This window comes from Kribbella rubisoli (genome assembly GCF_004217145.1).
Taxonomy (GTDB): Bacteria; Actinomycetota; Actinomycetes; order Propionibacteriales; family Kribbellaceae; genus Kribbella; species Kribbella rubisoli.
In genome coordinates, this window is the sequence record NZ_SHKR01000016.1 from 539,603 (window position 1) to 554,402 (window position 14,800).

Consider the following 14,800-nt stretch of genomic DNA (forward strand, 5'->3'; position numbering starts at 1 on the left):
GATGGTCCGCCGAAAGCAGGCTGGGAGTTTGCTGGGTTTTCCACAGGGCGGAGTGGGGTGCGCGCGAAGTGTCGGTGGTTGTGCCTAGGGTTTCGGTATGAGCGTTGCAGCCGCAGTCGATCCGCATCAGCACTCGCGTGGGGCGTTGTCGCCGTCCCGAGCGGCGGATTTCATGAGCTGCCCGCTGAAGTACCGGTTCCGCGTCGTGGACCGGTTGCCCGAGAAGCCGTCGGCCGCAGCGGTGCGCGGGACCGTCGTTCACGCCGTGCTGGAGCGCTTGTTCGACCTGCCGCGCGGGGAGCGGACGCTGGAGCAGGCATCGGAGATGCTCGAGCCGCAGTGGCAGCGGATCCTCGAGGAGGAGCCTGAGGTCGCCGAGCTGTTCGCAGAGGATGCGAGCGGCGAGGAGCTGGCGAAGTGGCTCGCCGAGGCCCACCAGCTGCTCGGCAAATACTTCACCCTCGAAGACCCCAACGCGCTCGAGCCCGCCGAGCGCGAGCTGTATGTCGAGACCGCCCTGGACTCAGGTCTGGTGCTGCGCGGATACGTCGACCGTCTCGACGTCGCGCCGACCGGAGAGATCCGGGTCGTCGACTACAAGACCGGTCGCTCACCGTCGGAGTTCTTCGAGGCCAAGGCCCTGTTCCAGATGAAGTTCTACGCGCTTGTGCTGTGGAAGCTGCGCGGTGTCGTGCCGGCCATGCTCCAACTGGTGTATCTGGGCAACGGCGAGATCGTCCGCTACATCCCCGACGAGGCCGACCTCCGCGCCTGCGAGCGCAAGGTCTCCGCGCTCTGGATCGCGATCACCCGCGCCCTCGACTCCGGCGACTGGCGTCCCAGCCCCGGCCCGCTCTGCGACTGGTGTGACCACAAAGCCATCTGCCCCGCCTGGGGCGGCACCCCTCCGCCCCTCCCGACCCGCTCGGTCGAGGAGGTAGCCGCGGAGTCGGCCGGCATCGACCTGATCACAGTCGACGGCTGATCCTCCACCTCCACCCCACCGGAGGAACCCTCGGTCGATCGATACGGTTCGTCGCTTGACGTCCTCCTCGCCGTACGGCAAGGATTCCGACCCGTCTATCCATGGGTAGAGGGTTGAGGTTCACGCTTCACAGACATCCGCGTTGGCCTGTCTCCGCGTGCACTGACCGCCCGCCCGGCGGCGATGTTGATTGCTGCGTTCACGTCGGCATGATCGCGATATCCGCAGCACTGGCACCGGAACGCTTGGCTCTCGCGGTTCCCAGGTGCACAGTGACCGCAACGCGAACATGTCTGACTGGTATAGGCCGGCTGGATCCGCTCGACCCTGCCATGCGCTTTGTCCTCGAGTCGCCGCACCAAAAGCCCCCAGCCGCTGGCGAGGATGGCACGGCTCAGCGCTGCTTTGCTACGGCGGCGATTGGGTAAGTAGCCGCCAGGCAGCGCAGGATCCGGTATCGGGCGCGGTCGCCGCGTCATCTGCGGGATCCGGAGGTCCTCGACCCGAATCACATCAAAACGACGCGCAATCTCCGTCGACAGCTTCTCTATCCAGTCACGCCGGCGGTCGACGAGACGCGCATATAACTTGGCGATCGCGATCTTGGCACGCTGCCTGCGCCTCGATCCGCGGCGCGCTCTGGCGAGGCGTCGCTGAAGGAGAACCAGCCTGAGGTCCTCGGAGTCGGAGCTCCCTGGGCAACGGAACAACTCTCCGGTCGACAAGGCCACCGAGACCGAAATGCCACGATCGATCCCAACGACCTTTTCGGTTCCGGGCGCCGGGATCGGAGCCGGTACGGCCGCGAACGCGATGTGCCACCGTCCAGCGCGATCACGGCTGATCCGGTACGACTTCGCCACCGGAACGGTGCGGCTCACCCGGAACCGGACCCAGCCGACCTTCGGGACCAGGACCCGCGCCCACCTACGGTTCATTCGTTCAACCCGCTGCGCCTGCGGGCCGACGACACGAAACCCCTCGTGCTGTCCAAGTCGGCGCCAGGTTGGACAGCCATGGGTGCCGGCGATGTAGTTTCTGCGCGCTTGCTCGAAGTCCCGCAACGCCTGCTGCTGGACAGTCTGCGAACCGGCCCTCAGCCAGCCGAATGCTGCTCTCGCCGCGGTCAACTGCCTGGCTTGCTCGGCGTAACCAGGAACGCCTCGTCGGCCGGGCCTCCTCATCGACCACTGCTCGGTGGCCAGGTTCCACACATACCTCGCGTGCGCACAGTGACCGAGTAAGCCAGTAACCTGCGCAGGTGTGGGATCCAAGCGAAATCGAGACACGCTTGGTAGCCAATCAGCCACCGCCGACAAATTCTGCGTTCACCTCGAAGGGAGGGAGTCGCCGCTTGTCCGCCCGTCACGACGGGCCAAGCTGCGACCCGTTTGATGAATGAGATTGCCGTTCGGGCGGTCGGGGTGTGGAAGGTGTACGGCGGCGGGCAGACGCAGGTGGATGCGCTGGCCGACGTGAGTGCAGACTTCGGGAAGGGCCGGTTCACCGCGATCATGGGGCCGTCCGGCTCCGGGAAGTCGACGCTGCTGCACTGTCTCGCCGGGCTGGACAAGCCCTCGGACGGCAAGGTGCTGCTCGGTGACATCGATCTGACGACGCTGCCCGAGAAGCAGCTGACCCATCTGCGCCGGGACCGGATCGGCTTCGTCTTCCAGGCGTTCAACCTGGTCCCGACCCTGACCGCGCTCGAGAACATCACGCTCCCCCTCGACCTGGCCGGCCGGAAGCCTGATCAGGAGTGGCTGACCACGGTCATCGACGCGATCGGCCTCAGCGATCGTCTGAGCCATAAGCCGGCCGAGCTTTCCGGTGGCCAGCAGCAGCGCGTCGCGTGCGCCCGAGCTCTCGTCTCGCGTCCGGACGTCGTGTTCGCGGACGAGCCGACCGGCAACCTCGACTCCCGCTCCTCCGCCGACGTCCTCGACTTCCTCCACCGCTCCGTCCGCGACTTCGGCCAGACCGTTGTCATGGTCACGCACGACCCGAGCGCCGCGGCGTACGCCGATCGGGTCCTGTTCCTGGCCGACGGCACGCTGCAGTCCGAGCTGCTCGACCCGACCGCCGAGTCGGTGCTCGACACGATGAAGAAGCTCGAAACGGCCCTGCCCGCCGAACACGTGGCCGGCTGATGTTCAGGCTCGGCCTCCGCTCGGTCCTCGCGCACCGGCTCAGATTCGTCCTGTGCACGCTCGCCGTCACGCTGGGCGTTGCGTTCGCCGGCGGCGCGATGGTCTTCACCGACACCCTTTCGCACGCGCTGAAGAAGAACTTCGCGGTGAGTACGGCGGACATCACCGTCACGCCGTCGTCCCCGATCGAGACCGGCACGGACCGCCCCGCGACGTTCCAGTCCGAGGTCGCGGACCGCGTCGCCGCCGTACCTGGGGTCGCGAGCGCGATCCCGCAGCTGATGGTCAGCGATGTCGAGATCCTCGGGCCGGACGGCAAGAAGGTCGAGAACTACGGGCTGACCAGCTTCGGAGCCGCGTGGCCGCGGGACGCAGCGACCGCGCCGTTCAAGCTGGTCGACGGCACCCCGCCGTACGGCGGCAGCCAACTGGCGCTCGACGAGTCAACGGCGAGTCGGGCCGGCTACGAGCTCGGTGACCAGGTCAGGATCGTCACGCCGACCCAGGCACTCACCGCGACACTGACAGGGACCACCACGCCCGCTGTCGCAGGTGCCGCCGCTGGGGCGCCTCTGGTCACCTTCGACGGTGCGACGGCTCAGCGCTTACTGCTCGGCAAGGCCGGCTGGACGTCGGTCACGGTTGCGCTCAAGCCGGGATCCGACGCCGACACCGTCAGCAAGGCGATCTCCACGACCATCGGTGACTCGGTGAAGGTCCGGACCGCGAAGCAGGTCTCGGCCGACGGCCGGCACGACCTCGACACCACGTTCGGCGGCTTCAGCACCGTGCTCGTGCTGTTCGCTTGCCTGGCGTTGTTCGTCGGCACGTTCCTGATCGTCAACACGTTCGCGATGGTCGTCGCGCAACGGTCCCGCGAGCTCGCGATGCTCCGGGCGATCGGCGCGTCCCGCAGTCAGGTCACCAGCTCGATCGTCGCCGAGAGCGCCATCATCGGCTTCCTCGGCTCCACGCTCGGCCTGTTGATCGGCATCGGCGTCGCCGTCGCGATTCGCTTCACGTACGAAACGCTCGACCTGCGCATCCCAACTGCGTCGCTCCAGGTCACCCCGACGACGATCATCGCCTGCTACGTCATCGGCACCGGCGTCACGATCGCCGCCGCGGCACCGGCTGCCCGCAGAGCCGGGAGGCTCCCCCCGATCGCCGCGATGCGCGATGACGTCTCGGTGCCGGAACGCTCGCTGCTCGTCCGGATCCTGATCGGCGCCTTCGTGCTGTTGATGGCCGTCCTGTTCTACGCGATCGGCCTGAACACCGGCGGCCTGCCGGGCGTCGTACTCATCGTTCTCGGCGCCGGGACCGCGGTCATCGGCATCGTGATGCTCAGCCCGCTCCTCAGCAGGTACGTCGTCCGCGCGCTGATGTACCCGTTCGGCCGCAAGGCACCGGTCACGCTCGGCCGCCGCAACGCCGAGCGCAACCCACGCCGTACGTCAGCCACCGCGTCCGCGTTGATGATCTCGGTCTCGCTGATCAGCGGCCTGATGGTGATCGCGGCGTCGGCGAAGGCCTCGATCAACGAGAACATCGCCGAGGCGCTCGGCACCTCGCAGATCCTCATCACCACCGATGGGACGCCGGCCTTCAGCACGCAGGTCGGCGATCGGACGGAGAAGGTCGCCGGCGTACGGTCCGTGCACCGGGTCCGGACCGAGACCGGCAAGGTCGGGAAGACGAACGTCCAGGTCACCGGGATCAGCGACGGCACGCTGGACGGCCCGATCACGACGAAGTACGACTCGGGCTCCGCGGCCGCGCTCGGCTCAGGCCAGGCGCTCCTCCCCCGCAACCTCGCGACCACGCTCGGCGTGACCGTCGGCAAGACCTTCGAGCTGGCCACCACGACCGGGACGCACAAGCTGGCCGTCGGCGGGATCGTCGCACCGAACAGGCAGCTCAACGCGGTGATCGTTTCGCTGCCGACGTACCAGACCATCGGCGGCACGACCAGCGACAACCTCCTGTACGTCGAAGTTGCTGACGGCAACCAAGTGGGCCAGGTCCGGGCCGACATCCTCGGCCGGCTCACGAAGGACTACCCGTCGATCCAGGTCCGCGACCAGCAGGCGTACGCCGCCGCGGCCCGCGAGCCGGTGAACGGCGTACTGGCCGCGGTCGGCTTCCTGCTCGTGCTCGCGGTTCTGATCGCTCTGCTCGGCATCGTGAACACGCTCGGGCTCGGCGTGGTCGAGCGGACCCGCGAGATCGGCCTGCTGCGGGCGGTCGGGATGGACTCGCCGCAGCTGAGCCGGATGCTTCGGGTCGAGTCGATCGCGATCACGATGCTCGGATCGCTGCTGGGCTTGGCGCTCGGTGTCGGCGTCGCGGCCGCGATCCAGTCCGCGATGGTCGACAACGGCCTCGGCGTTCGTGACATCCCGGTGCTCCAACTGGTCGCAGCCGTCGCCGCGGCGATGCTGTTCGGCGTACTCGCTGCGGTCTGGCCGTCACGCCGTGCGAGTCGGCTGAATGTACTGCGGGCAATCGCGGCAGAGTGAGTACTGCAGTGAACTCCTGAGGTGAAGCCATACCAGTGATTCACAGGTAATCTGCCGGTGTGCCGGGGACTGTGCAGTCGATCGAGCGGGCCGCGGCGGTGCTGCGACTTCTCGCAGCCGCGCCCGACGGGCTGGGGGTCGCCGATCTCGGCAACGCACTGGGGCTGGCGAAGACGACCGTGCACGGAATCCTGCGGACCCTCCACCAGGTCGGCTTCGTCGAGCAGGACCACAGCGGCGCGCATTACCATCTGAGCGACGCGTTCGGCCGGCTCGGCGAGAGCTATCTCGATCCGAACGAACTCCGCAGCCGCGCGATCAACTGGGCCGACTCGCTGGCCTCCCGCAGCGGTGAGGTCGTTCGCGTCGGCCGCCTGGTCGAGGGCAAGGTCGTCGTGGTGCACCACGTGTTCCGGCCCGACGACAGCGACCAGGACCTCGACGTCGGTACGACGCTTCCGCCGCACGCCACCGCGCTGGGCAAGGCCGTTCTCGCGTACGACGCCAGCGGCGCCTCCCGGCCGCACAAGCTCGAGGCGTTCACCACCCGGACGATCACCGACCCGGCCCGGCTGGCCGAGGAGCTCGCCGCAGTCCGGGCCCGCGGGTGGGCCAGCGAATTCGAGGAGCACACGGTGGAGCTCGCGAGCATCGCCGCCCCGATCCGCGGCCTGGGCGGCCTGGTCGTCGGCGCCGTCGGCCTCGCCGGCCGGGTAGAACGCATCTGCGACAGCCGCCTCCGCCACCGAGCCGACCTCGTAACCATGGTCCGAGCCACCGCCGAAGCCATCGCCCGCGACCTCCGGGAGGACGCATGACCCCCTCCCCGCCCACCTCCCCGCCCACCTCCCCGCCCACCTCCCCGCCCACCTCCCCGCCCACCGCCCTGCCCACCGCCCTGCCCACCGCCGCATGCGCCGCCGGCATCGCGCCCCGGACGTCTCAGGGGTCAACCCCTCGGCCGGTCGGTTGCCTCCTGAGATTCTTCGGGGGCAACCGACCGACTCAGGGGTTGACCCCTGAGACGTCCGGCGGTGGGGTGGTTGGGGGGTGGGGAGATGGCTGAGCAGTACGTCGCAGCCGTGGATCAGGGGACCAATTCGACGCGGTGCATCCTGTTCGATCGGCGCGGGCGGTTGGTGTCGGTGGCGCAACGTGAGCACCACCAGCTCTTCCCGCGGCCCGGTTGGGTCGAGCACGATGCCGGCGAGATCTGGAACAACGTCACCCGCGTAGTGCCCGGCGCGATCAAGCAGATCGGCGCCTCGCCGGCCCAGATCGTTGCCATCGGCATCGCCAACCAGCGCGAGACCAGCCTGCTCTGGGACCGGCTGACCGGCCGGCCGATCGGGCATGCGGTGACCTGGCAGGACACGCGGACCGACCGCCTCGTCACCGAGCTCGCCGGCACCGAAGGCCCGGACCGGTTCGCCGAGCTGTGCGGTCTCCCGTTGACGACGTACTTCTCGGCGCCGCGGATCAAGTGGATGCTCGACCACACGCCCGGTCTGCGGCAGCGCGCCGAGCGCGGCGAGATCCTCTTCGGCACGATGGAGAGCTGGCTGATCTGGAACTTCACCGGCGGCGCGAAGGGCGGCCTGCACGCCACCGACGTGACCAACGCGAGCCGCACGATGCTGATGAACATCGAGACGCTCGAATGGGACGACCGGCTGCTCGAGGCGTTCGACGTACCGCGGGCGATCCTGCCGGAGATCCGCCCGTCGTCCGGGGTTTTCGCGACCGCGACCGAAGTGCTGCCCGGGGTCCGGATCGGTGCGGCGCTCGGCGATCAGCAGGCCGCGCTGTTCGGGCAGACCTGTTTCAGCGCCGGTGAGGCGAAGTGCACGTACGGCACCGGATCGTTCCTGTTGCTGCACACCGGGCAGGAGATCGTCCGGTCGAAGCACGGAATGCTGACCACGGTCGCGTACCAGATCGGTGACCACCCCGCGTCGTACGCGCTGGAAGGCTCGATGGCGGTGACCGGCTCGCTGGTCCAGTGGTTCCGGGACGGGCTCGGGATGATCCACACCGCGGCAGAGATCGAGACGCTGGCGCGCACGGTGGAGGACAACGGCGGCGCGTACATCGTGCCGGCGTTCTCCGGGTTGTTCGCACCACACTGGCGCAGCGAGGCGCGCGGGGTGATCGCCGGCCTGACCGGGTACATCACGAAGGGCCATCTGGCCCGCGCTGTCCTCGAAGCGACCGGCTTCCAGACGCTCGAGGTCGTCGACGCGATGAACGCCGACTCCGGTATCGCACTGACCGCGCTCAAGGTCGACGGCGGGATGACGGCGAACAATCTGCTGATGCAGTTCCTCGCCGATCTGCTCGACGTTCGCGTCGTACGCCCGATGGTGACCGAGACCGTCTCCCTCGGTGCCGCGTACGCCGCCGGCCTGGCGGTCGGCTACTGGCCCGACCTGGAGGGTCTGCGCAGCAACTGGCACCGCGCAGGTCAGTGGATGCCGCACATGGATCCGGCCCGCCGCAAGACCGAGTACGCCAACTGGCAGGCCGCCGTCCAGCGCACCTTCAACTGGATCCGACCCGAGGACCAGGAGCTTTAGCAACTCGCCAACGGCTGACAAAGCTGATGGGGAGGACCGTGGTGGTCCTTCCCCATCAGATGCTCAGGCCGGCGAGACGATGTCCGGCGCCTCGAGGCGGACCTTGTCGGCGGACTCGTCGTCGGGCTGGTCCTGCGAGTCGCGTTCGGACTGGACGCGCTGGGTGTAGAACGAGACCTCGCGCTCGATCGTCGCCTCGTCCCAGCCGAGGATCGGCGCGACCAACCGGGCCGCTGCCTCCGCTGCGCCGACGCCGCGGTCCCAGGCCTCGATCGAGATCCGGGTCCGCCGGGCGAGGATGTCGTCGAGATGACGAGCGCCCTCGGCCTTGGCGCCGTACACGATCTCCGCCTTCAGGTAGTCCTGCGTGCCGGGCAACTGCTCGCCCAGCGACGGGTCCTCCTCGACAAGCTTCAGTACTTCGTCGACCAGCGCGCCGTACCGGTTCAGCAGGTGCTCGATACGCGCCACGTGCAGGCCGGAGCGCTGCGCGATCAGGTGACGCTGGTTCCACAACGCGTGATACCCGTCGGCGCCGACCAGCGGGATGTTCTTCGTGACGCTCTTCGGCACCCGCCCGTCGAGCGCGTCCGCGGCCGCGTCGATCGCGTCCTTGGCCATCACCCGGTACGTCGTGTACTTGCCGCCGGCAACCACCACGAGGCCGGGCGCCGCGTGCGCGACGACATGTTCGCGGGACAGCTTCGACGTACTCTCCGACTCACCGGCGAGCAGCGGCCGCAGTCCGGCGTACACGCCCTCGACGTCCTCGCGGGTGAGCGGCGTCGTCAGTACTGCGTTCACGTGGTCGAGCAGGTACTCGATGTCCTTGCTCGTCGCGGCCGGGTGCGCCTTGTCGAGGTGCCAGTCGGTGTCCGTGGTGCCGATCAGCCAGTGCCGGCCCCACGGGATGATGAACAGCACGGACTTCTCGGTCCGCAGGATCATCCCGGTGCTGGACTGGATCCGGTCCTTCGGGACGACGAGGTGGATGCCCTTCGACGCGCGGACGTGGTACTGCCCGCGCTCCCCCACCATCGCCTGCGTGTCGTCGGTCCAGACGCCGGTCGCGTTCACGACCTGCTTCGCGCGGACCTCGAACTCGCGGCCGCTCTCCAGGTCCTTCGCCTGTACGCCGGTGACTCGCTCGCCCTGACGCAGGAAACCCGTCACCTTCACACGGTTCGCCACATGTGCGCCGTACGACGCGGCTGTGCGCGCGAGCTCCATCGTGTGACGGGCGTCGTCGACCTGCGCGTCGTAGTACTGCAGCGCGCCGATCAGGGCGGACTTCTTCAACGACGGGACCAACCGCATCGCGCCGCGGCGGGTCAGGTGCCGGTGGAGCGGCAGGCCGGCGCCGAGGCCCGAGCTGACCGCCATACCGTCGTACAGCGCGACGCCGGAGCCGGCGTAGAACCGCTCCCACCAGCGGTGCTGGAGCGGGTACAGGAACGGCACCGGCTTGACCAGGTGCGGCGCCAGGCGTTGCAGGAGCAGGCCACGCTCCTGCAACGCCTCGTGCACCAGTCGGAAGTCGAGCATCTCCAGGTAGCGAAGGCCGCCGTGGATCAGCTTGCTGGACCGGCTGGAGGTGCCGCTCGCGAAGTCGCGCGCCTCCAGCAGTCCGGTGGTCAGACCCCGGGTCGCGGCGTCGAGCGCCGACCCGGTGCCGACCACCCCGCCACCGATCACCAGGACGTCCAGTTCTCGTCCGTCGGCCATCGCGTCGATCGCGTCGGCCCTTGCTTGCGGTGACAGAGCCACTACGCCCACTGTGCTGTTCCTTCCGATTTCAGTTACCACTACCAACTACTGCCAACTACTTGCCCACTGCTTGCCAACTGCTGCTCGATCAGTCGACGTCCACCCAGTCCAGTGTCCGCTGGACCGCCTTCTGCCAACCGGCGTACCCCTCGGCACGCTGCTCGTCGGACCACTGCGGCTCCCACCGCTTGTCCTCGTTCCAGTTCTGGACGAGCTCTTCCTTGGTCTTCCAGAACCCGACCGCGAGACCGGCCGCGTACGCCGCACCGAGAGCCGTCGTCTCCGCGACGACCGGCTTGCTCACCGGTACGCCGAGGATGTCGGCCTGCATCTGCATGGCCAGCTCGTTGGCCGTCACGCCGCCGTCGACCTTCAGCACGTCGAGCGTCACGCCCGAGTCCTTCTCCATCGCGTCGGTGACGTCCTTGCTCTGGTAGCAGATCGCTTCCAGTGTTGCGCGCGCCAGGTGAGCGTTGGTGTTGAACCGCGACAGCCCGACGATCGCCCCGCGGGCGTCGGACCGCCAGTACGGCGCGAACAGCCCGGAGAACGCGGGCACGAAGTACACGCCGCCGTTGTCCTCGACCTGCTTGGCCAGGGTCTCGATCTCGGCCGCGCCGGAGATGATGCCGAGCTGGTCCCGCAGCCACTGCACTGCGGATCCCGTCACGGCGATGGAGCCCTCGAGTGCGTAGACCGGCGCCTCGTCGCCGAACTTGTAGCACATCGTGCTGAGCAGGCCGGCCTTCGACCGGACCAGCTCGGTACCGGTGTTCAGCAGCATGAAGTTGCCGGTGCCGTAGGTGTTCTTCGCCTCGCCCGGGTTGAAGCAGACCTGACCGACGGTCGCCGCCTGCTGGTCGCCGAGGTCACCGGTCAGCGCGACGACGCCGCCCACCGGGCCGTTGGCGAGCGTCTCGCCGTACTTGTTCGGGTCCGACGACGGACGGATCTCCGGCAGCATCTGCCGCGGGATGTTGAAGAAGCTGATCAGCTCGTCGTCCCAGTCGAGCGTCTCGAGGTTCATCAGCATCGTCCGGCTGGCGTTCGTCACATCGGTGATGTGTACGCCGCCCTCGGTGCCGCCGGTGAGGTTCCACAGCAGCCAGGTGTCGGTGTTGCCGAACACGGCGTCACCGGCCTCGGCGGCCGCGCGGACCCCGTCGACGTTCTCCAGGATCCACTGCACCTTGCCGGCCGAGAAGTACGTCGCCGGCGGTAGACCGGCCTTCTGCCGGATCACGTCACCCTTGCCCTCACGCTCCAGCGCGGAGGCGATCCGGTCGGTCCGGGTGTCCTGCCAGACGATCGCGTTGTAGTACGGGCGACCGGTCTTGCGGTTCCACACCACCGCGGTCTCGCGCTGGTTGGTGATGCCGAGCGCGGCCAGGTCGCTCGCGTGCAGGTTGTTCGCGTTCAGCGCGGTCCGGATCACCGAGCTGGTCCGCTCCCAGATCTCCAGCGGGTTGTGCTCCACCCACCCCGCCTGCGGCAGGATCTGCTCGTGCTCCAGCTGGTGGATGCCCACCGCGTTGCCGGAGTGGTCGAAGATCATGAATCGGGTGCTCGTGGTGCCCTGGTCGACAGCACCGACGAAGTCAGCCATGGAAGTTCCTCTCCTCACACAGGGGTGGTGTCATGCGCTCGTGTTCTCCTCCGGGATGCGGCCCGGTTCCTCGTCCTCGTCGGCGATCGGCAGGTTCCGTCCGACCAGCAGGTCGTACAGGAACGCGCCGAGCAGCGCGCCGAGGATCGGCGCCACGATCGGCACCCAGAAATACAGATCCCCGAACTGATCCTTCAACGCTCCGCCGTACCCCGTGATCAACGACGCTACCCGCGGCCCGAAGTCACGGGCAGGGTTGATCGCGTACCCGGCGTTGGTGCCCCAGGCCATGCCGATGCCGACCACCAACAGGCCGATGATGAACGGCGCCATGTTGGCGGCCGGGGCCGTGTTGCGCAGGTCGGTGATGGCCAGGATCACCATCATCAGGATCGCCGTACCGATGATCTGGTCGCGGAAGCCGCCCCACATGTGGACGCCGAGGTCCAGGCTGCCGTTGCCGGGGAGCGTGGAGAACACGCCCTGGGTCTTGATGGTCAGACCGGGGTCGACCTTGTGCAATGCCTCGGTGTAGTTCCAGCGGACCACCAGTGCCGCCACGAACGCCCCTAGGAACTGCGCCAGCACGTACGGCAGTACCTTCCGCCAGCTGAAGCCGCGGAACGCCGCGAGTGCGACCGTCACCGCCGGGTTCAGATGCGCGCCGCTCATCCGGCCCGCAACGTAGATGCCCAGTGTCACGCCGATACCCCAGGCCCAGGCGATCGAGTCGTGGTCACCGATCCCGCCGGCCACCACCTGCGCCACCACCCCGACGCCGAACAGGATCAGGATGAACGTGCCCGCGAATTCCGCGGAACACTCCCCCAGGAGGGTTTTCGCTTTGACCGCTTCGGTCGTAGCCATACCGAACCTCCCTTCCCCGCCGTGACGACCACGGCTGGCTGGAATCTAGGAGCCACAACCACCCCTGACAACGCCCCCCGTTCGACATTGTCGAACGCCGATCCCCACGCCGTGAGCTGCGACACACGGTAATCTCCTGATCACTCAACGGAACATGCCAACCGGGTGCTGTAGTTCGGCGTCTCGCCTGTGGGTCTAGTCGGCTTCTGGAGGGGTTGGATGAGTGTGTCGCTGCTTGGGGGATGGTTTCCGGCGGTGCTGGATGTGGTGGCGGGGGGTGCGTTGGTTGCGGCTGTGGGGTGGCGGGATCGGCGGTGGCGGTTGGGGGTGGTGCCGGTTGTTGTGCTGGGGGCCGCGTTCGTGACGTTGTTCGCGGCGTACCCGGGGGCTGCGCTCATCGGGCTGACGGATCCGTTGCCGTTCTCGGTGTGGTTGTGGTTCGGGCTCGGGGTCGGTGCGTTGATCGTGCTGGGGGCCGGGTGGCGGACGGCGCGGTGGTGGCGGCGGGGTACGGCGGTGGTCGCGGCGGGGCTGGCCGCGTTGGTGTGTGCCAACGGGATCAATCAGTTCGTCGGTTACTACCCGACGATCGACTCGGCGGTGAACGACTGGACGGACACACCGCTGCCGGGTCAGGTATCGATGTCGGGGCTCGCCCACACGGCCGGTACGACGAAGGTGCCGCCGGCCGGTCGGCTGGTCGCGGTGAACATCCCCGCGACGTACAGCCATTTCAAGCACCGGCAGGAGCTCGTGTATCTCCCGCCGATCTGGTTCCACGGTGACCACCGGCCCGCGCTGCCCGTCGTCGAGCTGATCGGCGGCGAGCGCGGCGGTCCGGGCGACTGGGTGCGGCTCGGCAACGCCGTGCAGGTGTCCGACGCGTACGCGCACCGGCACCACGGGTACGCGCCGATCCTGGTCTTCGTCGACGCGACCGAGCGGTTCGACAACGACACCGAGTGCGTGAACGGCCCGCGCGGGAACTCCGCCGACCACCTGGACCAGGACATCCCGCACTTCGTCGAGAAGATGTTCGGCGCCTCGCACGACCCGCGGCAGTGGGCCGTCGCCGGGTTCTCGATGGGCGGCACCTGCGCCATCGACCTGGTCGTCGAGCACCCGGACGTGTTCGACCACTTCGTCGACATCTCCGGCGACCTCGCGCCGTACACGACCACGCCCGCGGCGAGCCTGCACGATCTGTACGGCGGCAACGTTGCGCTCGAGCACGCCAACGAGCCGCTCCTGGTGATGCATGCCCACGGCAAGTACACGAACGTCAACGGCCTGTTCCTCACCAGCACCCAGGAGCTGCGGCACCAGCACGAGGCCGAGGAGCTCTCGACGGCCGCCGCCAAGGTCGGGATCTGGTCCCGGGTCGAGATCTCGCCCGGCACGCACGTGTGGCAGTTCGCGGCTCCGGCCTTCGCGTCGGCCTATCCTTGGCTGGCGAACCAGCTCGAGCTTCCGGCCAGCCCCCATCACGGAACGAGGCACACGAAAACGGCGTGATCCAGACACTCCGACGACTCGCGATCGGTCTGGTCGTCCTGACGATCGTCACCGCGATCAGCAGTGCCGACACGATCAGCGAGGTCCTCCGGCCGCAGCCGCAGGCTGCCGGTCAGGTCCGGATCGTCGCCCTCGGCGACTCGGTCACGTCCGGCCACAACTGCAACTGCGCCGCCTTCCCCCAGATGTACGGCGACCTGCTCCACGACCGCTCCGGCGGATCCGTGATCGTCAACAATCTCGGCGTCGCGGGTCTCGACTCGAACGGTCTGCTGCAGCTGCTCGACCAACGCAACTCCCCCGCCGAGCAGGCCACCGACGCGGCGAGCGTCGTACTGATCACGATCGGCGCGAACGATTTCGGCGACCACCACGACGACGTCACCAGTGGCCAGTGCACGGGCGACTGCGTGTCCGACGAGTTCGAGCAGCTCCAGGTCAACCTCGGCAAGATCCTGGCCCGCATCCACGTACTGCGGGCCGACCTGCCGACCACGATCCTGATGACCGGCTACTGGAACGTCTTCAAGGACGGCGACGTCGCCAAACGCCAGTACACCCCGAGCGGCCGGATCGCCAGCGACCAGCTCACCGTCCGTACCAACGCCGCGATCGCCGCCGCGGCCCACGCGGACGATGCGACGTACGTAGACATCTACACGCCGTTCGAGGACAGCACCGACATCACCGGCCTGCTCGCCTCCGACGGCGACCACCCGAACGCGGCCGGCCACGCCCTGATCGCCCGAACCCTCCTGGCCGCAACACCCAACCCTTTGACGCCGTCCCCACGTCAGGGAAGGTAGATCGAC

At 68.2% G+C, this 14,800-nt stretch carries 11 protein-coding genes; 7 read left to right on the forward strand and 4 right to left on the reverse strand.

Annotated features, from left to right (window positions below; translation table 11 throughout):
- Positions 1-97 precede the first annotated feature (97 nt).
- Positions 98-985, forward strand: a complete 888-nt coding sequence (locus EV645_RS35250; RefSeq protein ID WP_130448392.1) for a RecB family exonuclease — start codon at positions 98-100, stop codon at positions 983-985.
- Between the two features lie 95 nt (positions 986-1,080).
- Here the strand turns inward: EV645_RS35250 and EV645_RS35255 are convergent, their stop codons facing one another.
- Entirely contained in the window at positions 1,081-2,295 is a 1,215-nt protein-coding gene (locus EV645_RS35255) for an RNA-guided endonuclease InsQ/TnpB family protein (RefSeq protein WP_338419173.1), read from the reverse strand.
- An 84-nt stretch (positions 2,296-2,379) separates the two neighbouring features.
- On the opposite strand from EV645_RS35255, the gene EV645_RS35260 reads away from it, so the two are divergent.
- The 4 genes from EV645_RS35260 to glpK (EV645_RS35275) all read left to right on the forward strand — a co-directional run bounded on the left by EV645_RS35260 (position 2,380) and on the right by glpK (EV645_RS35275) (position 8,233).
- Positions 2,380-3,135 (forward strand): ABC transporter ATP-binding protein, encoded by a 756-nt coding sequence (locus EV645_RS35260; RefSeq protein WP_130448394.1) that lies wholly within the window; start codon positions 2,380-2,382, stop codon positions 3,133-3,135.
- Positions 3,135-5,657 (forward strand): ABC transporter permease, encoded by a 2,523-nt coding sequence (locus tag EV645_RS35265; protein ID WP_130448395.1) that lies wholly within the window; start codon positions 3,135-3,137, stop codon positions 5,655-5,657. Before EV645_RS35260 ends, EV645_RS35265 begins: the two co-directional genes overlap by 1 nt.
- 59 nt (positions 5,658-5,716) lie before the next feature.
- The gene (locus EV645_RS35270; protein WP_130448396.1) at positions 5,717-6,475 is read left to right on the forward strand and encodes an IclR family transcriptional regulator; all 759 of its coding nucleotides are present in this window, start codon (positions 5,717-5,719) and stop codon (positions 6,473-6,475) included.
- Between the two features lie 240 nt (positions 6,476-6,715).
- On the forward strand, positions 6,716-8,233 hold the full coding sequence (gene glpK / locus EV645_RS35275; RefSeq protein WP_130448397.1) for a glycerol kinase GlpK: 1,518 nt from the start codon (positions 6,716-6,718) through the stop codon (positions 8,231-8,233).
- 63 nt (positions 8,234-8,296) lie between these two features.
- Here the strand turns inward: glpK (EV645_RS35275) and EV645_RS35280 are convergent, their stop codons facing one another.
- The 3 genes from EV645_RS35280 to EV645_RS35290 all read right to left on the reverse strand — a co-directional run bounded on the left by EV645_RS35280 (position 8,297) and on the right by EV645_RS35290 (position 12,473).
- Positions 8,297-10,009: a glycerol-3-phosphate dehydrogenase/oxidase gene (locus EV645_RS35280; protein WP_242000855.1), complete on the reverse strand. Its 1,713-nt coding sequence runs from the start codon at positions 10,007-10,009 to the stop codon at positions 8,297-8,299.
- Positions 10,010-10,088: 79 nt separating this feature from the next.
- Complete coding sequence (gene glpK, locus EV645_RS35285; RefSeq protein ID WP_130448398.1) at positions 10,089-11,606, reverse strand: glycerol kinase GlpK; 1,518 nt, start codon at positions 11,604-11,606, stop codon at positions 10,089-10,091.
- Between the two features lie 30 nt (positions 11,607-11,636).
- Positions 11,637-12,473 (reverse strand): MIP/aquaporin family protein, encoded by an 837-nt coding sequence (locus EV645_RS35290; protein WP_130448399.1) that lies wholly within the window; start codon positions 12,471-12,473, stop codon positions 11,637-11,639.
- A gap of 219 nt (positions 12,474-12,692) precedes the next feature.
- Here EV645_RS35290 and EV645_RS35295 point away from each other — a divergent pair, with 219 nt between their 5' ends.
- Together EV645_RS35295 and EV645_RS42030 are read left to right on the forward strand one after the other, a co-directional pair.
- Positions 12,693-13,988 carry an alpha/beta hydrolase gene (locus EV645_RS35295; RefSeq protein ID WP_130448400.1) on the forward strand — a complete coding sequence of 432 codons (1,296 nt, stop codon included), beginning with the start codon at positions 12,693-12,695 and terminating at the stop codon, positions 13,986-13,988.
- Positions 13,985-14,794: an SGNH/GDSL hydrolase family protein gene (locus EV645_RS42030; RefSeq protein ID WP_157997234.1), complete on the forward strand. Its 810-nt coding sequence runs from the start codon at positions 13,985-13,987 to the stop codon at positions 14,792-14,794. Before EV645_RS35295 ends, EV645_RS42030 begins: the two co-directional genes overlap by 4 nt.
- Positions 14,795-14,800 lie beyond the last annotated feature (6 nt).